The organism is Celeribacter baekdonensis, assembly GCF_003047105.1.
GTDB classification, from domain to species: domain Bacteria; phylum Pseudomonadota; class Alphaproteobacteria; order Rhodobacterales; family Rhodobacteraceae; genus Celeribacter; species Celeribacter baekdonensis_B.
Map to the genome: position 1 here is coordinate 1,988,369 of NZ_CP028475.1, position 21,603 is coordinate 2,009,971.

19 protein-coding genes, 1 tRNA gene, 1 pseudogene and 2 riboswitches are annotated in these 21,603 nt (G+C 57.4%); of the genes and pseudogenes, 8 read left to right on the forward strand and 13 right to left on the reverse strand.

Annotated features, from left to right (window positions below; genetic code table 11):
• Positions 1-86 precede the first annotated feature (86 nt).
• Both rpsD and DA792_RS13345 read right to left on the reverse strand, forming a co-directional pair.
• Complete coding sequence (gene rpsD / locus DA792_RS13340; protein ID WP_009572959.1) at positions 87-707, reverse strand: 30S ribosomal protein S4; 621 nt, start codon at positions 705-707, stop codon at positions 87-89.
• Between the two features lie 224 nt (positions 708-931).
• The gene (locus DA792_RS13345; protein ID WP_107720365.1) at positions 932-1,993 is read right to left on the reverse strand and encodes a Hint domain-containing protein; all 1,062 of its coding nucleotides are present in this window, start codon (positions 1,991-1,993) and stop codon (positions 932-934) included.
• A gap of 228 nt (positions 1,994-2,221) precedes the next feature.
• Between DA792_RS13345 and DA792_RS13350 the strand changes: the two genes are divergently transcribed.
• The 5 genes from DA792_RS13350 (at position 2,222) to DA792_RS13370 (ending at position 8,689) form a co-directional block, all read left to right on the forward strand.
• The gene (locus tag DA792_RS13350; RefSeq protein ID WP_107720366.1) at positions 2,222-3,943 is read left to right on the forward strand and encodes a sigma-54-dependent Fis family transcriptional regulator; all 1,722 of its coding nucleotides are present in this window, start codon (positions 2,222-2,224) and stop codon (positions 3,941-3,943) included.
• Positions 3,944-4,084: 141 nt separating this feature from the next.
• Positions 4,085-5,884: an NAD(P)/FAD-dependent oxidoreductase gene (locus DA792_RS13355; RefSeq protein WP_107720367.1), complete on the forward strand. Its 1,800-nt coding sequence runs from the start codon at positions 4,085-4,087 to the stop codon at positions 5,882-5,884.
• Positions 5,885-5,989: 105 nt separating this feature from the next.
• Positions 5,990-6,769 (forward strand): acetoin reductase, encoded by a 780-nt coding sequence (locus tag DA792_RS13360; protein WP_107720368.1) that lies wholly within the window; start codon positions 5,990-5,992, stop codon positions 6,767-6,769.
• 30 nt (positions 6,770-6,799) lie between these two features.
• Positions 6,800-7,852 carry a 2,3-butanediol dehydrogenase gene (locus tag DA792_RS13365; RefSeq protein ID WP_107720369.1) on the forward strand — a complete coding sequence of 351 codons (1,053 nt, stop codon included), beginning with the start codon at positions 6,800-6,802 and terminating at the stop codon, positions 7,850-7,852.
• Between the two features lie 366 nt (positions 7,853-8,218).
• Positions 8,219-8,689: a hypothetical protein gene (locus DA792_RS13370; protein ID WP_107720370.1), complete on the forward strand. Its 471-nt coding sequence runs from the start codon at positions 8,219-8,221 to the stop codon at positions 8,687-8,689.
• Between the two features lie 34 nt (positions 8,690-8,723).
• On the opposite strand, the pseudogene DA792_RS13375 reads toward DA792_RS13370, so the two are convergent.
• The 5 genes and pseudogenes from DA792_RS13375 to trxC all read right to left on the reverse strand — a co-directional run bounded on the left by DA792_RS13375 (position 8,724) and on the right by trxC (position 12,243).
• Positions 8,724-9,810: pseudogene (locus DA792_RS13375) on the reverse strand (IS3 family transposase).
• 666 nt (positions 9,811-10,476) lie between these two features.
• Positions 10,477-10,710 (reverse strand): hypothetical protein, encoded by a 234-nt coding sequence (locus DA792_RS22265; protein ID WP_159075269.1) that lies wholly within the window; start codon positions 10,708-10,710, stop codon positions 10,477-10,479.
• Between the two features lie 181 nt (positions 10,711-10,891).
• Positions 10,892-11,455, reverse strand: a complete 564-nt coding sequence (locus DA792_RS13385) for a recombinase family protein (RefSeq protein WP_107720372.1) — start codon at positions 11,453-11,455, stop codon at positions 10,892-10,894.
• Between the two features lie 155 nt (positions 11,456-11,610).
• A tRNA-Ala gene (locus DA792_RS13390) sits at positions 11,611-11,686 on the reverse strand.
• A 95-nt stretch (positions 11,687-11,781) separates the two neighbouring features.
• Positions 11,782-12,243, reverse strand: coding sequence for a thioredoxin TrxC (gene trxC, locus DA792_RS13395; RefSeq protein ID WP_107720373.1), 462 nt, complete (start codon positions 12,241-12,243; stop codon positions 11,782-11,784).
• An 85-nt stretch (positions 12,244-12,328) separates the two neighbouring features.
• On the opposite strand from trxC, the gene DA792_RS13400 reads away from it, so the two are divergent.
• Entirely contained in the window at positions 12,329-12,508 is a 180-nt protein-coding gene (locus DA792_RS13400; RefSeq protein WP_107720374.1) for a hypothetical protein, read from the forward strand.
• Here DA792_RS13400 and gcvP read toward each other — a convergent pair whose 3' ends face one another.
• The 4 genes from gcvP to gltX form a co-directional block, all read right to left on the reverse strand.
• Complete coding sequence (gcvP, locus tag DA792_RS13405; protein ID WP_107720375.1) at positions 12,509-15,355, reverse strand: aminomethyl-transferring glycine dehydrogenase; 2,847 nt, start codon at positions 15,353-15,355, stop codon at positions 12,509-12,511.
• A 12-nt stretch (positions 15,356-15,367) separates the two neighbouring features.
• Complete coding sequence (gcvH, locus tag DA792_RS13410; protein ID WP_107720376.1) at positions 15,368-15,739, reverse strand: glycine cleavage system protein GcvH; 372 nt, start codon at positions 15,737-15,739, stop codon at positions 15,368-15,370.
• 23 nt (positions 15,740-15,762) lie between these two features.
• A complete protein-coding gene (gene gcvT, locus DA792_RS13415; protein ID WP_439099396.1) occupies positions 15,763-16,890 on the reverse strand; it encodes a glycine cleavage system aminomethyltransferase GcvT in 1,128 nt (375 codons plus the stop codon).
• 109 nt (positions 16,891-16,999) lie between these two features.
• Positions 17,000-17,089, reverse strand: a riboswitch (glycine riboswitch).
• 7 nt (positions 17,090-17,096) lie between these two features.
• A riboswitch (glycine riboswitch) is annotated at positions 17,097-17,177 on the reverse strand.
• Positions 17,178-17,308: 131 nt separating this feature from the next.
• Positions 17,309-18,631, reverse strand: coding sequence for a glutamate--tRNA ligase (gltX, locus tag DA792_RS13420; RefSeq protein WP_107720378.1), 1,323 nt, complete (start codon positions 18,629-18,631; stop codon positions 17,309-17,311).
• Between the two features lie 97 nt (positions 18,632-18,728).
• On the opposite strand from gltX, the gene DA792_RS13425 reads away from it, so the two are divergent.
• Both DA792_RS13425 and DA792_RS13430 read left to right on the forward strand, forming a co-directional pair.
• The gene (locus DA792_RS13425; RefSeq protein WP_107720379.1) at positions 18,729-19,157 is read left to right on the forward strand and encodes a metallopeptidase family protein; all 429 of its coding nucleotides are present in this window, start codon (positions 18,729-18,731) and stop codon (positions 19,155-19,157) included.
• Positions 19,158-19,266: 109 nt separating this feature from the next.
• On the forward strand, positions 19,267-20,196 hold the full coding sequence (locus DA792_RS13430) for an MBL fold metallo-hydrolase (RefSeq protein ID WP_107720380.1): 930 nt from the start codon (positions 19,267-19,269) through the stop codon (positions 20,194-20,196).
• 67 nt (positions 20,197-20,263) lie between these two features.
• On the opposite strand, the gene DA792_RS13435 is transcribed toward DA792_RS13430, so the two are convergent.
• Positions 20,264-21,262 carry a DUF6976 family protein gene (locus DA792_RS13435; RefSeq protein WP_107720381.1) on the reverse strand — a complete coding sequence of 333 codons (999 nt, stop codon included), beginning with the start codon at positions 21,260-21,262 and terminating at the stop codon, positions 20,264-20,266.
• A gap of 12 nt (positions 21,263-21,274) precedes the next feature.
• Positions 21,275-21,484 (reverse strand): hypothetical protein, encoded by a 210-nt coding sequence (locus DA792_RS13440; protein WP_107720382.1) that lies wholly within the window; start codon positions 21,482-21,484, stop codon positions 21,275-21,277.
• Positions 21,485-21,603 lie beyond the last annotated feature (119 nt).

Sequence of the window (21,603 nt, forward strand, 5' to 3'; positions counted from 1 at the left end):
GGCCTGGGTCTAATTTTTGACACCCGCATATGCAAAAGACCGCCCCAAAGGGCGGCCTTTCAAAATTTTCAAACTGTCGGCTCAGATTAGTTCTGAGCGTAGAATTCGATGACGAGGTTCGGTTCCATTTGAACAGCGAACGGCACATCGGACAGGCCCGGACGACGCACGAAGGTCGCGGACATTTTGTGGTGGTCTGCCTCGATGTAGTCAGGCACGTCACGCTCAGCCAATTGGGTGGCTTCGAGGACAACTGCGAGCTGTTTGGAGCGATCACGCACTTCGATCACGTCACCCTCTTTCACGCGGTAGGAGGGGATGTTCACGCGCTGGCCGTTCACGGTCACGTGGCCGTGGTTCACGAACTGACGGGCTGCGAACACGGTTGCGACGAATTTCGCACGGTACACAACAGCGTCAAGGCGGGATTCGAGCAAACCAATGAGGTTTTCGCCAGTATCGCCTTTCATCCGCTCAGCGTCAGCAAAGATGCGACGGAATTGTTTTTCGGTCAAATCACCGTAGTGGCCTTTGAGTTTTTGCTTGGCGCGCAACTGCAGACCGAAGTCGGACAATTTGCCCTTACGACGCTGACCGTGCTGGCCGGGGCCATACTCACGACGGTTGACCGGGGACTTCGGACGACCCCAGATGTTTTCGCCCATACGGCGATCGAGTTTGTACTTGGCAGACGTGCGTTTGGTCACGATCTGGATCCTTTCAGGTTATAATGAAAGGTGCTGTCCTTTGCGTCCACGAACTGTCCGCATTGGGCGGAGTTATCGTTTCGGCCGACAGGCATCCCCTTGCGAGGGCCGCCAACACCAAATAGAGCACCGGCGCACATCTCTGCACACCGGATGGCGGGCTTATACAGGCGGGACTTGCGGAGTCAAGCGCCGAGCGTGTGAAATCCCGTCGATCTTAGAGATCACGCCACATTATGCATCATGATCGCCGCTTCCGCCGCCGACAAGGTGCGCCGCGCCGCGGGTCCATAGGTTTCGGCTTGCTCGGCAAGATGCGGAAACCGCTCCAACAACCGCTCACGCTGATCTTCGGCAATCTCACGCAATCCGGCAAAGCCCGGGTGGAAACTCTCGGTCTCCAAACCATTGGCGATGATCACCTGATGGGCGTCAAACAGAAGGTGGATATACTGCACCTCGCGCAGCGCCCTTTCGATCACAATGGAGCGGTCATTGACCAAATCCTTGGCCGCGACCAAAACCTCATCAGCATTGAACAACTCCCGCGCTGCTGCCCCACGCACCACCATCCGGTGGTGCGGTGACACGATCAAATCCTCGTCCGGCTGCCCCATGCCCAAAGCATCGGCTTTCAACCGGATCGGACGCAAATGCGGCATCGCATAGAGCCGCGCGCCCGAAATCCGCCGCCCGCCGATCCAACGCAGGGCCTGCGCGCCATTGTCTTTGGTCTGTACAAAATCGCCTTCACGTAGAGTTTCAACCGCACGTGGGCCATCCGGCGTCAAAATATGGGTGCCCTGAGCAAAACAAATCACCGCGCCCGGCAGATGTTCCTCAGCCTCGCGCGCGGCGGCAACATGAGAGGACACCACCCAAAGATCGGTGTCCTTCTGCGGCATCTCCCCCAAGAACATCAAAAGCGGCGCACCCAGCTCGGCACTGTCGATCAGGGTGATCTCATAGCGCTTGATGCCATCAGTGACGTCAAACCCGCCATCGAAAAGCCGCTCTCGCACATCGGTGTCATGATAAATGGGAGCCCCCGCTAACGCGGACCCGATCAAACGGCGCACTGATTGCGCCGCACGTTGATGTAATTCGGCGCGCCCGATTGCGCCGTCTAGGACGTAGACATCGCGTGCGCCATCGACGCACACCGCCTCCCCCGACCAGCGCCATGAGGCCCCGACCCTGAGTGCGGAAAGAGGCGCATTGGTGAGGCCATCGACCTCCCCTTGCGCCCACGCGATGACAAACGTGCCGGAAAAGCCCGCTCTCATTGCCTGTATGCCTGCCAAGTTTTTTATTTTATTGGCCTCACGCTAACACAGGTGATTCGCGCTGTTAACCTTTTTTCTCCTTTACACGTCGCATTTTGAAAACATGTCGCACCCCGAAAACCGGCTCAAAACGAGAGAAACACCGCAAAGGCCACGGCTGAAGCCTACAAAAGTCCCATCCACAAATACGGGACACGCGTGCTACTCTTCCGCGCGGGAGGAGAGATCATGACAGAGCGGCGTCATATCGAAGAGATCGAAAGAGTGCTTGAGGGCACCCCAACCGGGCGCGACAGTTTCGTGTCTGCGTCATGGCGGCGCTGTGTCGAACTCTATGGCATGGACCCTTTGCGCACCGAACCGGCCCATATCGTCACCGAAACTGAATTGCGCGCCCACAGAAAACAAGCCGAATGGATGATTTCCGCCGCGCGGTCCGGCCTACAAAGCCTGTTTCGTCAAGTGGCCGGGCAAAACTATGTGCTGCTGCTCACCGATGCGCAGGGGGTCTGCGTCGATTTTTTTGGTGATGATCTTTTCGTTGATGATTTGCGCGGCGCTGGCCTGCTTTTGGGGTCGAACTGGGCAGAAGATCTTGCGGGCACCTGCGGCGTCGGGGCCTGCATCGTCACCCAAGAACCCGTGACCGTCCATCAAGACGACCATTTCGGCAATGCCCACACCACGCTGTCCTGCACTGCTGCGCCGATTTTTGACAGCCTCGGGCAATTGACCGCCGTCCTGGATATTTCGCTTTTGCGCTCGCCCAATGCCAAAAGCAGCCAGAACCTTGCGATGAGCCTTGTGACCAATGCGGCGCGGCGGGTGGAAATGGCCAACCTTATGGCCGAAAGCCGTCGTGATTGGGTGTTGCGCCTGTCCTCAAGCCCCGAGTTCCTCGATGTTGACCCAGAGGTGGCGGTGCGACTGGACGGGTCAGGCCGTGTGATCGGCTACACGCGCGCCGCACGACGCTTGTTTCCTGAGGGAGCGCCCATTCTGGGTCAGCGTATTGACGAAGTGCTTGGGCTGTCCGTGGATGATCTGCCGGGGCTGATGCGGGATCGGCCAACCGAGGAACGGGTGGTGGAAATGCGTGACGGCGGTGCCCTGTTCGGCCATGCCATCGCACCGCAAGCGCCCAGAAAGGCAGACAGTGGAGTGCGCCGGGGTGGTGTCCTACCGGGGTTGTCTGGCGGCGACCCGAGCATGGCACAGGTGTTGGCGCAGGCTGAGAAACTGGCCCGCACCACCGTACCATTGCTGATCACCGGGGAAACCGGCACAGGCAAATCTCGGCTGGCCCGCGCCATACATATGGTCGGAACGGCGAGCGGATTTTTGACCATAGACTGCGCAGGTCTGACACCGGAGACATTGCGCGACGCGTGCCAAGACACAACAGGCCCGACGACATTATTGTTGCGGCGGATCGAAGATTTACCTGCGGCCACCGCAGGCGCTCTCACGGCCCTGTTGGATCAAAAAACAGAATTGCGCCCCCTGTCGACGACCTGCGTTGCGCCAGCCGATCTGACTTTGCCCCGCACATTGTTTCATCGACTGACCGGCAAGACGCTAGACCTCCCGCCGCTGCGGCAACGGCAAGATCTTGGGTGGTTGATTGATCGCATGCTGAGACGGCGCGCCCCTGATGACATACGGCTATCGCCGTCGGCACGCGCGGCTTTGATGGGACGATCTTGGCCCGGAAACCTGCGCGAGCTTGAACAAGTGCTCGATGTGGCCGTCGCCCTCAGCGAAGGGCCCGTGATTGACCTACCCGATTTGCCCGCCCCGGTTGAAGAGACCGCAAAGGCCGAAGAGACTTTGGAGCATATTCTGGAGGCCTGCGGGTGGAATATGTCACGCGTGGCGCGTCGCCTTGGGGTCAACAGATCGACGGTTTTGCGCCGCATGCGCAAGGCCGGGTTGCACCTGCCTGAATGATCTGTTGCACAGCGTTGCGTCCGCAACATGCCGCAACGCAGCGCCTCTTTTCTGGTCTACTCTGAGACGATTGACGGTAGCTCATTTCTAAATCTCGCTGAGATACTCCTCCTACAAGAAACGCACTTAGGAGGAGATGTGATGCTTGATTCAACCGTGACGACCCGCACGCAGGACGTGCTGGACCGATTGAATGCCGCTTTGGAGGAAGGCGACATCAAAGGGGCCACGGCCCTTTTTACCACCGACAGCTATTGGCGCGATTTGGTCGCCGTGACCTGGAACCTTAAGACGGTCGAAGGTCAGGACGCTGTGGGGGAAATGTTGCTTCACCAATTGGATAAAACCCAGCCCAACACGTTCCGCCTACAAGACGGCGAACTCCCGGTCGAGGAGGACGGGGTGACGACAGCTTGGGTGACATTTGAAACCAAGGTCGGACGCGGCTGGGGCTTGATGCGGTTGAAAGACGACCGGATCTGGACCCTGCTGACCGCCTTGCAAGAACTCAAAGGCTTTGAGGAAAGCCGTGGCAAACGCCGCCCGATGGGCGCAGAACATGGCGCGCAGAAAAACCGCCTGAGTTGGAAAGAACGGCGCGAGGCGGAGGAGGCCTCGCTTGGCTATGACACCCAGCCCTACACGGTGATCATTGGCGGTGGACAGGGTGGCATTGCCTTGGGCGCGCGGTTGCGTCAGCTTGGTGTGCCGACCATCGTTTTGGACAAACACGACCGCCCCGGCGATCAATGGCGCTCGCGCTACAAATCGCTCTGCCTGCATGATCCGATCTGGTACGACCATCTGCCTTACATCAAATTCCCCGACAACTGGCCGGTGTTCACACCGAAAGACAAGGTCGGTGATTGGCTTGAGATGTACACGAAAGTCATGGAGATCAACTATTGGACCCGCTCCGAAGTGGTCAAAGCCGCCTATGATGAGAGCGCCAGAACATGGACGATTGAGGTCAATCGCGATGGCGAGACCGTCCTTCTGAAACCGACCCAGCTTGTTCTGGCGACGGGCATGTCGGGCAAGCCGAATGTGCCTCATTTTCCCGGCATGGAGAACTTTAAAGGCGAAATTCAGCATTCGTCCCAACACAAAGGCCCAGATGACTGGACCGGCAAAAAGGTCGTCGTGGTTGGGTCCAACAACTCCGCCCATGATATCTGTGCCGCGCTTTGGGAGGCCGAGGCCGATGTGACCATGGTGCAGCGTTCCTCGACCCATATCGTCAAATCCGACAGCCTGATGGAGATCGGCCTTGGCGGTCTTTATTCCGAGGAGGCTCTGGCCAACGGCGTCACCACCGAGAAGGCGGATATGATTTTCGCCTCCCTGCCCTACAAAATCATGCATGAATTCCAAATCCCGCTCTATGACCAGATGCGCGAGCGCGATGCCGAGTTTTACGCCGGGCTGGAGAAGGCAGGATTTCAACTGGATTGGGGCGATGACGGCTCTGGTCTGTTCCTGAAATATCTGCGGCGTGGGTCGGGCTATTATATTGACGTGGGTGCCAGCCAGCTCATCATCGACGGCGAGGTCAAGCTCGTCCAGGGACAGGTCGATCACTTCGAAGAAAACGCTGTGGTGCTGAGCGATGGCACCCGGCTTGAGGCCGATCTTGTGGTCATGGCCACAGGCTTTGGCTCGATGAATGGCTGGGCCGCCGATCTGATCAGCCAAGAGGTGGCCGATAAGGTGGGCAAGGTCTGGGGCCTTGGCTCCGACACCACCAAAGATCCCGGTCCGTGGGAAGGTGAACAGCGCAACATGTGGAAACCGACGCAACAGGACAACCTGTGGTTCCACGGCGGCAACCTGCACCAGTCGCGGCACTATTCACTTTATCTCGCGCTGCAACTGAAAGCGCGGATGGAGGGGATCGAGACCCCGGTCTATGGGCTTCAATCTGTGCATCACCTGTCCTGATGGCGGCCCTTTGATTTGCATCCCTCCCATGATGCAAACCGCGCGCACCCGCTCCCTCCCCCGTAACGGGTGCGCGCCCAAGCCTTCAAACACATGAGGTGCACTATGACTCTCAAAGGTAAAACCGCACTCATCACAGGCGGAGCGCGCGGCATCGGCTTTGGCATCGCGCAACGGCTCGCCGCCGATGGGGCTGCGATCGCATTGGTCGATCTGAACGCCGACGATCTCTCTGAGGCCGAAAGCCAGCTCTCCAAGAGCGGCGCAAAGGTCATCGCCATCACCGCCGATGTCACCAACCGCCAACAGGTCATTGACGCCATCGACAGCACCGTCGATCAACTCGGCGGCTTTGACATCATGATCAACAACGCCGGCATCGCACAGGTCCAACCCATCTCCGAGATCACCGAAGCCGAGATGGACAAGATCCATGCCGTTAACGTCAAGGGCGTGCTCTGGGGCATTCAGGCCGCCGCCGCCCGGTTCAAAAAAGACGGCACAAAAGGCAAGATCATCTCCGCCTCCTCCATCGCCGGGCACGACGGCTTTCCGATGCTCGGGGCCTATTGTTCGACCAAATTCGCGGTGCGGGCCCTGACGCAGGTCGCGGCGAAAGAATTCGCCTCCGACGGCATCACGGTCAACGCCTACTGCCCCGGTGTCGTGGGCACAGATATGTGGACCGAAATCGACGCGCGGTTCTCCGATCTTACCGGCGCGAAAAAGGGCGCGACGTTTGACAAATTTGTCGACTCCATCGCGCTTGGCCGCGCGCAAACCGCCGACGACGTGGCCAGCCTCGTCTCGTATCTCGCGGGTCCAGACAGCGACTATATGACTGGTCAGGCGATCCTCATCGACGGTGGCATGGTCTATCGCTGACCCCACCCTCTTCAAAGAAAAGGACATATTATGAAAGTAGCACGTTGGCATGGCGTGAAAGACATCCGGGTCGAAGAGGTGGCAGAGCCAACCCCCGGCCCCGGCGATGTTAAGGTCAAGGTCGCCTGGACCGGCATCTGCGGCAGTGATCTACATGAATATCTCGCCGGACCGATCTTTGTCCCCGTCGGCGAAGATCACCCGCTGAGCCACGATCAGGCCCCGATCACGATGGGGCATGAATACAGTGGTGTGGTGACCGAGGTCGGTGAAACCGTCACCAATGTGAGCGTTGGCGACCGCGTGGCCATCGAACCGATCTTTGCCTGTGGCAACTGCCCCGCCTGTTTGGAAGGCAAATACAATCTCTGCGACAGCTTGGGCTTTGTTGGCCTGTCGGGCGGTCACGGTGGGTTTGCCGCCTATTCCGTGGTGCCTGCGCGGATGATTCACAAAATGCCCGACACTCTGTCGATGGAACAAGGCGCGTTGGTTGAACCGGCTGCCGTGGCGCTGCATGCCGTGCGTATGTCTAAAATCAAAGCCGGGGATACGGCGGCGGTGTTTGGCGCGGGGCCCATCGGGCTTTTGGTGGTCGAAGCGCTGCGTGTCGCAGGGGCGTCCCAAATCCATGTGGTTGAACCCTCAGACGTGCGTCGCCAAAAGGCGCTGGAACTCGGCGCAACCTCAGCCATTGATCCGGCATCGACGGATGCCGTTGCGGCCATCCGCGCGGCAACGGGCGGGGTTCATGTTGCGTTTGAGGTCACCGGCGTGCCGCAGGTTTTACCGCAATGCATCGACGCCACGCGCCACGAAGGACAGACCCTGATCGTTTCGATTTGGGAAAAAGAGGCGGCGTTCCACCCCAACACCGTGGTGCTCAAAGAGCGGCAGCTGCTTGGCACCATTGCGTACCGCAATGTCTATCCGGCGGTGATGGAATTGATGACGCAAGGCTATTTCAACGCCGAGAAACTTGTCACCAAACGCATCGCGATTGAGGACATCGTGACCGAAGGATTTGAGAGCCTCGTGGCCGAAAAATCCCACGTCAAAATCCTTGTCGAAGCGCCCGAGTGAGCCTGAGGGGCCAAACAATCACGCGTGACAGCGCGAATATGTATTCCAGGGACAATCGCGGCTGACTGCTAAGGATCCAAATCGTTGCCAAACCCCAAACCACCGGCACCCTGCGTTGCCGGTGGTCATTTTATGTCAACTGGAGTGTGAAGCAGAACGAAACCTGGCGAGGGAATTGCGGCCCACGCATATTCTTCGACGACAGGTAACTGCCTGCTCTCTTTTCAGAACTGCCCTCCCCATCGGAGCCTTCTACCTGACGGAAATTCTTATTGGGCTGACTGATCTCACGGTTGTGTTGTAGGGGCACTTGGCACAACCGAACTCGCAGCACTTGGTCTGGGCAAGACGATCTTGCTCTTAATCATGGTGAGAGGTTTCGCAGTTCTGGCCATCGTCGGCGCACATGCATCCGGCTTGATGCTTAGCAATAGCGGGGATGAACCCGAGCTTGTCCTCGCCTTTAATGACTATGCAGGTATCCTTGCATGGGCCATTGCTGCGTTATTTTTGTTCGCAGTGTGCAAGGATGTACTGAATGCCGTAGAGAAACCTGGCGCAATCATCTGGCTTTCTACCGGGATCGTTCTTGGAAACCTCGCAGCGAGCTTCGCGCTGATCAATGGCGTCGGGCCTTGGCAGGGTCTGAGTGTGGCAGGCGCGGCTTGGGTGACGCTCGGGGTGAATGCGGTTGCGGCTGTTGCCTTGCAATCGGTCGTCCTGCAATCAGGCCATGTGAACCTCCGGGGTTTCGACGCCATGTTGCTCTTCGCTTCATCGCCGACATTATCCGGCCTTGGATGGGCATCCTGCGCACCACGTTCTATCGCCCGGTAATCCCCCCATTTTTAACGGGGTGCGGTCGTAGAACTTATGCGGCCATTTTCAGTTTCATGGCGGGTGTTATGCCGCCGATGCCCATGTTGGGGCGGTCGTTGTTGTAAGTCCATAACCATTGAGTGGCGTGATCTTGGGCCTCCTCGATGCTTTCGATGATGGATTGGTCGAGCCGCTCATGCCTGACGGTGCGGTTGTAGCGCTCGATGTAAGCGTTTTGCTGAGGCTGGCCGGGTTGGATATGCTGGATGGTGACCCCATGTTTCTCGGCCCATTTCATCAGCTTTTCACTGATGTATTCGGGGCCATTGTCGACCCGAATGGTCCCGGGTTTTCCGCGCCACTCGATGATCCGCTCAAGGCTTCGGATCACACGCTCGGCGGGCAAGGAAAAGTCGACCTCGATGCCGAGGCCCTCACGGTTAAAATCATCCAAGACGTTCAGCAGCCGAAAGGCACGACCATCGCCGAGCCGGTCGGCCATAAAATCCATCGACCAGGTGACATTCGGTGCTTCTGGCACCGCCAGCGCATCGGGCTTGTCCCTCTTCAGCCGTTTACGCGGCTTGATCCGAAGGTTCAGTTCAAGCTCGCAGTAGATCCGGTAAACCCGTTTGTGGTTCCATGGATGCCCCTTCACGTTGCGCAAATGCAGAAAACATAGCCCGAAACCCCAAGTCTTGCGGGCATCCGTCAGACCGGTCAGCAAATCAGCGATCTGCTCGTTCTCATCCCTCAGAAGTGGCTGTAGCGATAGCAGGTCTCGCTGACACCAAAAGCCCGGCAGGCCAGCGCAACGCTGACCCCGCGCCGCTCCACCGCTGTTGCGGCCATCTCTCGTCGCTGAGATGGCCCAACTACTTTTTTCCGAGGGCTTCCTTCAACAAATCGGCCTGCATGCTCAGGTCCGCATACATTCGCTTCAGCCTGCGGTTCTCTTCCTCAATGGCCTTCATCTGGCTGACCATAAACGCATCCATGCCGCCATACTTCGCCCGCCATTTGTAAAACGACGCGCTGCTCATGCCATGCTCACGGCACAACTCGGCCACCGCCACACCGCCTTCGGCCTGTCGCAGGATCGCAAGAATCTGCGCCTCAGTGTCTCTGCGGGTCTTCATTCGGAAACGCCTCGTTCATCTTGCCGAGAAAATTCTACTTCCGCAGCCCCTTACTTTCGGGGGGATTACCCAAGGAGAAGCATTCATTTGAGAGCGGTTATCTAAAGTTTATTTCCCCGCGAAATGAAGTGTATTAACGTTGATAGCATAATTAGTATCAAGCTTGGGATTAGAGTGGGCTGAAGCAGAACATCGCCAACGATGCCAAGCAACGCATCATTCTTGAACCCGAGCCAGCGTCCATAGGCAAAATAGGTTATAGTTCCAACGAGTGAAATTTGCACAGAAACCGCTGCCACACTCTGTTTGGGCTTTAGGGTAAGAGTACCGGCAATCATAATCCAAAGCACCGCGTATGTCGTCGACACCGTGCTTGCACCTGCGAAAGCCTTTGGGTCTGACATTCTCGGTCCACCAATTAACAAAAAAAAATACGAAATGTGAAACTACAACCAGAAACACAGCAAAGAGGTTTGGGAATTTAATCTTGTTCATCATCGCCTTTATCTTCTCTAGGCTTGTTTTTTTCATACAATTCATCCGCAAGGCGACCAATTGCTTCTGAAACAAGTGGCTCTCCTGCTTCTTGGGCAGACTTGGTAATAGTCAACCGCAAAGGTGGGATGACGGAACCAACCGCTGGAGCTACCTCCTTCGTGTTTCCACCTAAATTGACTCGAGCACCCGCTGCCCCGGCGACAACTCCCCCAGCGATGTCGGTAAACGTTTCAGAGATGTCAATCTTCCATCTGTAAGTAACTGATCTGTTACCGACGCTGCACCTCCTGCCGCGCCACCACCTAATGTACCGGCACCGGCACCGGCACCGACTTTTGCAAGTTTTTCTACTTGCTTTGTCTTTTTAATAGTTTCCTGAAGAACAATGGATTCATGTACCATTTCGCCAACCTTCGCACCGGTTGCGCCTCCATGGGAACCTCCTGTCATCAGATTGAGAAACCCCAATCGTCAAACAGGTCAGCCAGATCTCAAAATGCTCACCGACACGGTTATCTCAGAACACCAGCAACAAGCGCCATTGCCGCGCGAGCGACTTCGTCCTCCCGCCCTTCGTGTTTGATCAACTCCTCTCAGCCAACCATGCTTTCTGCCAGAGGTAATAGGCCGACTGGCTGATCGGCGGTTCTTCAAGAACCGCGAGGGTTTTCCATATTTTGGTCCCTTTGTACCCGGCCTCGATCATCTGGATGGCGATGGCTTTTCGCAGGTCTGTCATGCTCGGCTTGCGCCCCAGACGTTGGCCGCGGGCTTTGGCCTCTTGCAGCGCGATCTTGGTGCGGTCGGAGAAGCCTTTGCGGTCGAGGAGGTTGAGGCCTGTCAGCAGAGTGCCGATTTGGGATTGCCAATCGTTTCGGCTGTCGAATGCATCATCAAGGCAGCGGATATGAATGCCGAACTCTCGCGCTGCCTCGACCGTGGCGGCAATGCCTTGTGTTGAAAGATTTAGGTCGTTCAGAGACGGAGCGATCAGTTCCGCGTCTGCACTCAGAACGTTAAGCCAAACCGGCGTTGCATTTGGCTCTTCGGAGTCGGTCGTGAAAATCCGCTCTGCCGGAATGCCTTCAGCTTCAAGCCGTGCAACGGCAAGCTGCCGATCCTCTGCCCTTCGCAGTCCAAAGATCACGCCATAGCGATTTTCGGGCAGCGGAGACCTTTCGGGAGTTCTGGAGACGGAGCGAGTTGTCCTAAAAAAGGAAAACAGCTACTATATCTTGTGTCTCAGCATTTTCTTGACACTGAGATGCACTCTTATGGTCCAATGACACAACAATAGGATTTTGGTGGAGTTGATCGGGATCGAACCGACGACCTCGTCATTGCGAACGACGCGCTCTCCCAACTGAGCTACAACCCCATATGGCGCGATTTTTGTCCCTCTCCGACGCCAAAGTCAAGACGGGCATGGGAGAGGGGTCTGCGCCAGACTGTCACGCCCCATCGCGCCGGATATCACGCCGGAAGCTTGCCGTTTTCCACCACAAAGGCCACGATATCACGCGCCGGACGGGCACCAGCGATGCGCGCCACCTCTTTGCCGCCTTGGTACAGGATCAGCGCCGGAATGCCGCGAATGCCATTTTGCATCGACACTTTCGGGTGCTCTTCGGTGTTGATCTTGGCAAAGCGCGCCCGGCCTTTCAACTCCTGCGCCGCCTTGGCAAATTCAGGTGCCATCATCCGGCACGGGCCACACCACGGTGCCCAGAAATCCACCAAGACCGGCAGATCATCCTTTTTCGACAGCGCCGCCAGACCCTTTGGGTCCAACTCCGCCACTTTGCCGGACATCAACGGATCGCCACAAGTGCCGCATTTCGGCCCGGCGCTGAGTTTGTCCGTTGGCACACGGTTGACCTGACCACAGGTGGCACAGGCGAGTTTTACGGCATCTTTTTGCAAGGTCGCGGCCATGTTGGCATCCCTTTCATATTCGGGCCATTCATATTCCAGTTAAAGAATATATGTATCCTGCCCCTACCCTGTTCAAGAGGCCAAAATGACACCGTTCAAAACCCTGCCACCCGAAACTCAGACCAAGTTGCTCGAGGCCTACGCCAAAGACATGGAAACGCAGGTAAAGACCTGTTCATTGGACGACAAAATCACCCGCTTTAACGCTTGGCTTGCGCCGCAGGGGGTGTCCTTTGATCTGAACGACCTCCCGCGGCGCAAATAATCACTCTGCCGCTTCGATATAATGCTCCGGCGGCGGGCAGAGGCAAATCAGATTGCGGTCGCCATAGGCGTTATCAACCCGACCCACAGGCGGCCAATATTTGTCGACCCGGAACGATCCCGGCGGAAAACAGCCCTGTTCGCGCGAATAGGGGCGATCCCATTCCGCCACCAGATCATTGACCGTATGCGGCGCGTGTTTGAGCGGGTTGTTGTCCTGCGGCAGCGCGCCAGTCTCAATCTGGGCAATCTCGGATCGGATCGACAGCATCGCTTCGCAAAACCGATCCAGCTCGGCTTTGGTCTCTGACTCAGTTGGTTCAATCATCAGCGTGCCGGGCACCGGAAACGACATGGTCGGCGCGTGGAACCCGCTGTCGACCAAGCGTTTGGCAATGTCGTCGACTGTGACGCCCGTAGGCGCTTCGAACCCGCGCGGATCGACGATGCATTCATGCGCGACGCGCCCCTGTTTGCCCTTGTAGAGGACCGGAAAGGCGGCATCCAAACGCGCGGCGATGTAGTTGGCATTTAAAATCGCCACCTTGGTCGCCTGCGTCAGGCCCGCCCCGCCCATCAACATACAATAGGCCCAAGAAATCGGCAGGATCGAGGCCGAGCCATAAGGTGCGGCCGACACCGGACCCGTTTCGCCACCCGTTTCGGGATGCCCCGGCAAGAACCGTTCCAAATGCGCCTTCACGCCGATCGGCCCCATGCCCGGACCACCGCCGCCATGCGGGATACAGAAGGTTTTGTGCAGGTTGAGATGGCTCACATCCGAACCAATGTCGCCCGGTTTGGCCAAGCCCACCAGCGCATTGAGGTTCGCGCCATCAAGATAGACCTGTCCGCCGTGATCATGAGTGATCTGGCAGACCTCTTTCACCGTCTCCTCAAACACACCATGGGTCGAGGGATAGGTGATCATGCAGGCGGCCAATGTGTCGCCCGCAGCCTCCGCCTTGGCGCGGAAATCCTCAAGATCAATGTCGCCATTGGCCGCCGTTTTCACCACCACCACTTTGAGTCCCACCATCTGAGCTGAGGCCGGGTTGGTGCCATGTGCGGACATTGGAATGAGGCAAATATTACGCCCGCCTTGGCCGTTTGCACGGTGATAGGCCATGATGGTCAACAGCCCGGCATATTCGCCCTGAGCACCGGAATTCGGTTGCATCGACATCGCGTCATAGCCGGTGATGTCACAGAGTTTATCCGCCAAGTCTTTGATCATAAAGGCATAGCCTTCCGATTGATCTTCGGGCGCAAACGGGTGAATCGCGTTGAATTCCGGCCAAGTGATCGGCATCATTTCCACGGCGGCATTGAGTTTCATTGTACAAGAGCCCAGCGGGATCATCGCGCGATCCAGCGCCAAATCCCGGTCCGCCAAACGCCGCATATAGCGCATCATTTCGCCCTCGGCGCGGTTCATCCCGAAAATCGGATGGGTCAGATATCCGCTTTTGCGCAGCATCTTTTCCGGGAAGGACAGCCCGGGGAAGCCCTCCGGCACCTCCGCCTCATACCCGAAGGCGCGCCAGACTTGGGCGATGATTTCGGGCGTGGTCAGTTCATCAACCGAAATGCCGATTTTATCGGTGCCAACTTTGCGCAGGTTGATGCCTTCGGCCATGGCTGAGCGCAGGATCACGCCCTGCATCGCGCCGACCTCCACCGTAAACGTGTCGTAAAATGCCGCTGGCGCAATTTTGAAGCCCGCGAATTTGAGGCCGTCGGCCAGTCGCACCGCGTTGAAATGGATCATCTCGCCAATCGCGCGTAGACCGGCAGGGCCATGAAACACCGCATAAAATGACGCCATAACCGCCAACAAGGCTTGCGCGGTACAGACGTTGGAGGTCGCTTTTTCACGCCGAATATGTTGTTCGCGGGTTTGCAGCGACAGACGATAGGCGCGATTGCCGCTTGCATCCACCGAGACGCCAACAATCCGCCCCGGCATGGCGCGTTTCATCTCATCTTTGCAGGACATAAAGGCCGCATGTGGACCACCAAACCCCATCGGCACACCAAAGCGTTGCGCCGAGCCGACAGCAATATCGGCGTCCATCGCGCCGGGATCTTTGAGCAACGTCAGCGCCATCAAGTCGGTCGCCATGATCGCCACGGCTTTGACCTCATGCAGGGCTGCGATCTGTGCTGTAAAATCCGTGACCCCGCCATAAGTGCCCGGATATTGGAAAATCGCACCAAAGACTTTGGCCGGGTCCATATCGCGCGGGTCACCCAAAATAATCTCGATGCCCAGTGGCGCGGCGCGGGTCTGCATCACGGCGATGTTTTGCGGGTGGCAATTTTCATCAACAAAGAACCGCGGCATCTTCGATTTCGACACACGCTGCGCCATGGTCATCGCCTCGGCACAGGCGGTGGCTTCGTCCAACAAGGACGCGTTGGCCACCGGCAATCCGGTCATGTCGGACACCATGGTTTGGAAATTCAACAGCGCCTCAAGACGCCCCTGCGCGATTTCGGGCTGATAGGGCGTATAGGCCGTATACCACGCCGGATTTTCCAAAATATTACGCTGAATGGCGGGCGGCGTGACCGTCCCATAAAACCCCTGACCGATGAGCGAGGTCATCACCACGTTCTGTTTCGCCACTTTGCGCATATGGCCCAGAACCTCATGTTCGGTCATCGGAGCCCAGTTCAAAGGCTCCATCTGCCGAATGCCCATGGGCACGGTTTCGTCAATCAACGCATCCAAAGAGGGCGCGCCGATCACTGCCAACATCGCATCCATCTCTTCGGGAGACGGGCCGATGTGACGGCGGTTGGCAAAGTCATAGGGATTGTACGTCGATGGGGTATAGGCCACGCCTGATGCTCCTCAGCCGATATAGGTTTTGTATTCAGCTTCGGACATGTAGTCGTCGAGCTCGGACAGGTCTTCGATCTTCATCTTGAAAAACCATGCATCGCCCAACGGGTCTTCGTTGACCTTACCCGGATCATTGGCCAGTGCCTCGTTGACCTCGACGATCTCACCGTCCAAAGGCGCAAGAATGTCGGAGGCCGCTTTAACGGACTCGATCACCACCACTTCGTCGTCTTTCGAGACCACGGTGCCCTCATCCGGCAGTTCGATGAACACGACATCGCCCAATTGCGTGGCCGCATGTTCGGTGATGCCGACAACGACCAAATCGTCCTCGATGCGCATCCATTCGTGTTCTTCGGTGAATTTGGTTTCAAGTGCCATGTGGGAGTGTCCCTTTGATCAATTTAGCGTTTGTAAGTGGAAGGCCGGAACGGCATATCCGCGACCGTAACGGGCAGCCGTTTGCCGCGCAATTCCGCATAGATTTCGGTGCCGATTTTTGTGAGCTCTGCGGGCAGATATCCCATCGCGACAGGGCGTTCCACCGAGGGGCCAAAGCCACCGGAGGTGATCACGCCGATCTGATCCGCGCTCTCGCTGGTGGCAAACAACGGCGTGCCTTCGCGCATCGGCGCACGGCCTTGCGGCAAAAGGCCGACGCGCTTGCGCTCCGCGCCGTTGTGCAGCTCAGACAGGATACGATCCGCACCGGGAAAGCCACCTTCGCGCACACCACCAGAACGGCGCGCCTTTTGCATCGCCCACGCGATATTGCCCTCAACGGGTGAGGTGGTGACGTCAATGTCATGTCCATAGAGGCACAGCCCGGCCTCAAGCCGCAGGCTGTCGCGCGCGCCCAGACCGATGAGTGCGACCTCCTCCATTGCGACCAGTGTCTTTGCCAAAGCGACCGCCTCATCCGCAGGCACGGACATCTCAAACCCGTCTTCGCCGGTGTAGCCCGAACGTGAAATCCACCACTCGGAGCCGCCCACAGCAATGCGCAGCGAGTCCATAAACCGCATATCGACCACCTGTGGCACGATCTGTGCAAGAACAGCCTCTGCTTTTGGGCCTTGGAGCGCCAATAGCGCACGATCTGTGATTTCCGTCACGGTGACGTGGTCAGGCAAATGCGCAATCAGATGGGCGATGTCCTCCTGTTTACATGCGGCGTTGACCACCAAAAACAGCGCATCACCGGTATTGGAAATCATCAGATCATCCAGGATGCCGCCCGTGTCATTGGTAAATATGCCATAGCGTTGCCGCCCCGGCTTCACCGCCAAAACATCGACCGGCACAAGCGTCTCAAGTGCCAAACCCAGCGCCTCGATGCCCTCAGGCGAGGTCAGCATCACCTGCCCCATATGCGACACATCGAAAAGCCCCGCTTCAGCCCGCGTGTGCAAATGCTCTTTCATCACGCCCAGCGGATATTGCACCGGCATGTCATAGCCCGCGAAGGGCACCATTTTGCCGCCTTGCTCGACATGAAAATCATACAGCGGTGTGCGTTTGAGCCCCGTCATCTCACTCATCTGTTCCGTCTCCTTGCGCCATTGCGCCTAAGGGTCTGCGCCTAAGATAAAGCCGAGGGGGTCGATGACGCCCGGCACCTTGACGGGCCTACGCCCGCCCGATGCCCCCTCTGTCTTGTGCGCCTGAGATCGTTATCCCTTCGGCGGATGCCCTCTTAGCAAACAGGCACCTCTCTCCAGAGTTTTGCGCGCACGAAGGTCCGTTTACCTGAGAGTTTACCGGGGCGGTTGCTCCTTCGGTACGGGTTTGACCTGCGGGTCTCCCGTTCTCCCAACATACGATTGGACGCGACGATATGCGAGCCGTGGATTCGGCGCAAGAGGGGAAGTTTCCGATCGGAAACATGACATGAAAAAACCGCCGCGCGGTTCTCCCGGCGGCGGTTTTGTCTTTGGCCCAAAGCAGCATTTAAAGCGCTGGTTTTTTCTGCATCAACGGCATGACATGGGACATATCCGGGCCGCGCTCCATGCCCGTTACGGCCTTGCGCAGTGGCATGAACAGGCCCTTGCCCTTCCGTCCCGTTGCCTCTTTGACGGCGCTCGTCCACTCTTTCCACGTCTCGCTTGTATAGGGCGGTTCGGGCAAAAGCGCGTAAGCGGCAGGGATGAAGTCTGTGTCCTCGTCAGAGATCAGCGGCGTCGCGCCATCACGGAACAGATCCCACCACCCCTTCATGTCGGCTTTGACGGTGATATTTTCGCGCACCACGGTCCAGAACGGTTCGGCAATTTCGGCAGGCACGCCAAGAGCGGCCACCTCATCGGCCACTTCCGAGAACGGGCGGGCGTGGTTGACCTGGGCGGTCAGGGCGAACAGGTCCTGCACGTCGAATTTCGTCGGCGCAGAGCCAAAGGTCGACAGGTCAAACCCCTCAATCAGCTCGTCCATAGAGCTGCGCACCTCAACCGGCTGGCTCGACCCAATCCGCGCCATCAGCGACAAAAGCGCCATCGGTTCAACACCTTGTGCACGCAGATCACGCAGGCTCAGCGTGCCAAGACGTTTTGAGAGCGCCTCGCCTTGCGGACCCGTCAAAAGCGAATGGTGGGCAAAGCTCGGCACAGTGCCGCCCAAGGCCTCGATGATCTGAATTTGCGTTGCGGTGTTGGTGACGTGATCGGAGCCGCGCACAATATGGGTGACGCCAAAATCAACGTCATCACAGACGGAGGCCAACGTGTAGAGAAACTGCCCATCGCCGCGGATCAGCACCGGATCGGAGACCGAGCCCGCATCAATCGAAATATCGCCAAGGATGCCGTCGGCCCAGTTGATCCGCTCTTGGATCAACTTAAACCGCCAATGGCCATTGCCGCGCTCGGCGCGCAGCTTGGCTTTTTCCTCATCGGACAGGGTCAGCGCAGTGCGATCATAGACCGGCGGCTTGCCCATATTGAGCAATTTCTTGCGCTTCAGATCCAGTTCGGTCGGCGTTTCAAACGCCTCATAAAACCGCCCCTTGTCGCGCAATTCCTGCGCCGCCTCTTCATAGCGTTCAATGCGCTCAGATTGCTTTTCAAACCGATCCCATGTGAAGCCCAGCCATTCGAGATCCTCTTGAATCCCATCGGCATATTCCTGTTTCGACCGTTCCTGATCCGTGTCGTCGAGGCGCAGGATAAACTGCCCCCCGGCTTTGCGCGTGATGAGGTAGTTGAACAACGCTGTGCGCAGGTTGCCGACATGGATGAAACCCGTGGGAGACGGGGCGAAACGTGTGACGATCATTTTCGAACTCCTGTTGCGCTTCCTCTTTCATATCGCGGGCAAAGAGTCCATATCGCAACCAGTGTTCAGATGTGAGAAAGCCGCAAAGGAAAGCCCCATGACAGACGCGCCCTCCCTGCCCCCGCTTGCGGCCATTGCCCCCGACCTTGATCAGATCGAAGACATCGCCCGCGCCACCATGGCCGCCCTGCCGCCCGCATTCAAAGTGCTGGCAACACAACTGGGCCTTTCGGTGATGGATTTCGCGCCCGAGGATCTGCTGGCAGAAATTGGCATCGAGGACCCGTTCGAGTTGACCGGGCTTTATACCGGCATCCCGATGACGGAAAAATCGACCATGGATCAGGCAACCGCGCCGGACACGATTTGGCTGTTTCGACGGCCTATTTTGGACGAATGGGCCGCACGCGGCAATGTGACATTGCAGCAAATGGTGGCCCATGTGACCGTGCATGAATTGGCGCATCATTTTGGCTGGTCAGACGAGGACATCGCCACAATTGACACCTGGTGGGAGTGGGACTGACGCCCGCTCACGACCGCGTGATCTGATGTTTGGCTTTGACCAAACCGTGCTATCTTTGCCTTCACGAAACCCGTTTCCAACACGAGAAACCTGTTCCGGGAGGACGCACATGACGACCACACCTTACCTGTCTCGCCGCCATCTGCTTTTGGCCGCTGCGGCCACACCTTTGGCCTCTGCCCTGCCCTTTTCTGCCCGCGCCGACGCGCCGATGATGGGCGCAAGCCTTGCCCCTTATCGCCGCTTTAAACTGGGCGCATTTGAAGTCACCACCTTGTTGGCCGGCACCCGCACCGTGCCCGAACCTCATAAAATCTTTGGTCTCAACGCCAGCGACGAAGACTTCGCCGCCGCCTCGGAGGCCAATTTCATCCCGGCCGATGCCGCACAGTTCTTTTTCACGCCCACATTGATCAACACTGGCTCAGAGGTGATCTTGTTTGACACCGGCCTGTCACCCGCAGGCACCGTCGCCGCGATTGAGGCGGCGGGGTACACCGCCGATCAAATCGACCGCGTGGTGATCACCCACATGCATGGCGACCATATTGGCGGCATCTATGAGGACGCGCCGACCTTTGCCAATGCCACCTATGCCACAGGTGAGGTCGAAATGGATCATTGGGATATGTCCGGCAATGACGGGTTCGAGGCAAAAATCCGTCCGATCCAAGATCAATTCGACCTGATGAAAGAGGGGTCGACTGTCGCCTCTGGCATCACCGCGATGGAGGCCTTTGGCCATACGCTGGGTCATCTGGCCTTTCACGTCGAAAGTGACGGGGAACGCCTGATTTTGGGAGCCGATTTTGCCAACCACTATGTCTATTCTCTGGCCCATCCGGATTGGGAGGTGCTCTATGACGCGGATAAATCCATGGCCGCACAAACCCGACGCAAAATGTTGGACATGATGGCCACGGATCGCGTGCCCTTCATCGGCTACCACATGCCGTTCCCGGCGCTGGGCTATGTCGACACGCGTGACGGCGGGTTTACCTATGTGCCCGCGTCCTATCAGACCATGATCGAGGGCTGACCTTTTCTGGATTTCAGACGAAACAATGGCCGCAAAGACGATTCTGCGGCCATTGTTAGACTTAACTTCAGGCTACGGCGCTTTGTGCCACAGGCTGAACGCCCACGCGCACCATCGTTTGATTGAGCAGGATATAGGCGATCTCACCAAAGGTCGCAGGCCCGGTAAACGTGCCCGTGGTTTTGCCCTCAAGCTCGCCATATAGATAGTTTAGGATGCAGTTACAGGACAATTCATCGGCCCCATCGCCCTCAACCTGCGCAGCAAAGTTTGCGACATAGTCGCCCGTCGGCTTGGCAATGTGATATTCCGCCCCGGCGACAACCGGCGCGTAGAAGGCCACGCCTTTTTCGGCATCCACCGTTTGGAACGATACGTTCACCATAGCGCCCGCGTAATTGGCCACCAAAGGCAGTTTGGTGTTGATGCCGTTTTCAGTCAAATAGGCGGCAAAATCCACGACCTCTCCATTCACGGATGCGGTCTTTGCGCCGAAACCGTTCTCGGAGAAGGTGATCAGATCCGCCTCGGTGTCAGGCTGGAACAGGTTCAAAATGCCAATATCGGCGACGTAACCCGCAGGCATCTCAACATGAAGCACCGCAGCGCCTTCTTCAAAGGAGGCGCCGGTTGCTCCATCAAAAATTTTGGGGGTCTTGGAGCCAAGATCATCCAAATGCACACCGGTGATCCAGCCCAAAAGCGGCTGATCGAAAATCCCCGGAAACTCCGCGCCTTTGATGGCAAATTCGGAATGCGCCTGAGAAAAGGCCGGGATCAAAATCATCGACAAGCCATTGTCAAAGCGGTTCATCGACAGGTTGGCCAGATCGTCCCCGGCGTAGATCACGGCGCGCGCATCGGTGGCATGATCGAGTTCGGTCACGAAGACATTTTCGCGATCCACTTTGCCGCCCTCTTCGGTCACGAAATAGACCGAAGTGCCGCCAATCCATTTGCCTTTAGGCAACTGGGACAAAGCCTCTTCCGACCCTGCCAAAAGCAGCACCGCACCCTCATTGATTTTGCGCGTGGCTTCCGCCACAGACATCATGGTGTTCTTCATGTTGTTATCCTCTCAAAATGCCGCAAAATCGGCTTGGGCAAAGGCGTTTTTCTCAAAATAGGCACGCAGTTCGCCAATTTTTTCCTGAATGGCGGCGGGCGCATTGCGCACCTCGCGCCGCAGGCGGGTGATCAGAATTTTTGTGGCGAGGCTAGCGCTTGCAAGATCGCCCTCCGTGGTCAAAACGCGCTGCCAGCGCGGATCAGTTGCAGCAGGAACCATTTTGCGTCTCCCTAAAGATTAAAAAATACGACATGCATCGCACGCCTTGCCGCTTTCTGACGCCCACAGATTACTTTCCGCTTAATTGTTGCCCGCAGCTTGTAGAAAAATTGAAGAAA

Coding starts and splice junctions, on each gene's coding strand:
- DA792_RS13345 (WP_107720365.1), bottom strand. CDS start 1,993: ATGAGAGCGGGCTTTTCCGGCACGTTTGTCATCGCGTGGGCGCAAGGG.
- DA792_RS13350 (WP_107720366.1), top strand. CDS start 2,222: ATGACAGAGCGGCGTCATATCGAAGAGATCGAAAGAGTGCTTGAGGGC.
- DA792_RS13355 (WP_107720367.1), top strand. CDS start 4,085: ATGCTTGATTCAACCGTGACGACCCGCACGCAGGACGTGCTGGACCGA.
- DA792_RS13360 (WP_107720368.1), top strand. CDS start 5,990: ATGACTCTCAAAGGTAAAACCGCACTCATCACAGGCGGAGCGCGCGGC.
- DA792_RS13365 (WP_107720369.1), top strand. CDS start 6,800: ATGAAAGTAGCACGTTGGCATGGCGTGAAAGACATCCGGGTCGAAGAG.
- DA792_RS13370 (WP_107720370.1), top strand. CDS start 8,219: ATGGTGAGAGGTTTCGCAGTTCTGGCCATCGTCGGCGCACATGCATCC.
- DA792_RS22265 (WP_159075269.1), bottom strand. CDS start 10,710: ATGGTACATGAATCCATTGTTCTTCAGGAAACTATTAAAAAGACAAAG.
- trxC (WP_107720373.1), bottom strand. CDS start 12,243: ATGGCCGCGACCTTGCAAAAAGATGCCGTAAAACTCGCCTGTGCCACC.
- DA792_RS13400 (WP_107720374.1), top strand. CDS start 12,329: ATGACACCGTTCAAAACCCTGCCACCCGAAACTCAGACCAAGTTGCTC.
- gcvH (WP_107720376.1), bottom strand. CDS start 15,739: ATGGCACTTGAAACCAAATTCACCGAAGAACACGAATGGATGCGCATC.
- gcvT (WP_439099396.1), bottom strand. CDS start 16,890: ATGACGGGGCTCAAACGCACACCGCTGTATGATTTTCATGTCGAGCAA.
- gltX (WP_107720378.1), bottom strand. CDS start 18,631: ATGATCGTCACACGTTTCGCCCCGTCTCCCACGGGTTTCATCCATGTC.
- DA792_RS13425 (WP_107720379.1), top strand. CDS start 18,729: ATGACAGACGCGCCCTCCCTGCCCCCGCTTGCGGCCATTGCCCCCGAC.
- DA792_RS13430 (WP_107720380.1), top strand. CDS start 19,267: ATGACGACCACACCTTACCTGTCTCGCCGCCATCTGCTTTTGGCCGCT.
- DA792_RS13435 (WP_107720381.1), bottom strand. CDS start 21,262: ATGAAGAACACCATGATGTCTGTGGCGGAAGCCACGCGCAAAATCAAT.
- DA792_RS13440 (WP_107720382.1), bottom strand. CDS start 21,484: ATGGTTCCTGCTGCAACTGATCCGCGCTGGCAGCGCGTTTTGACCACG.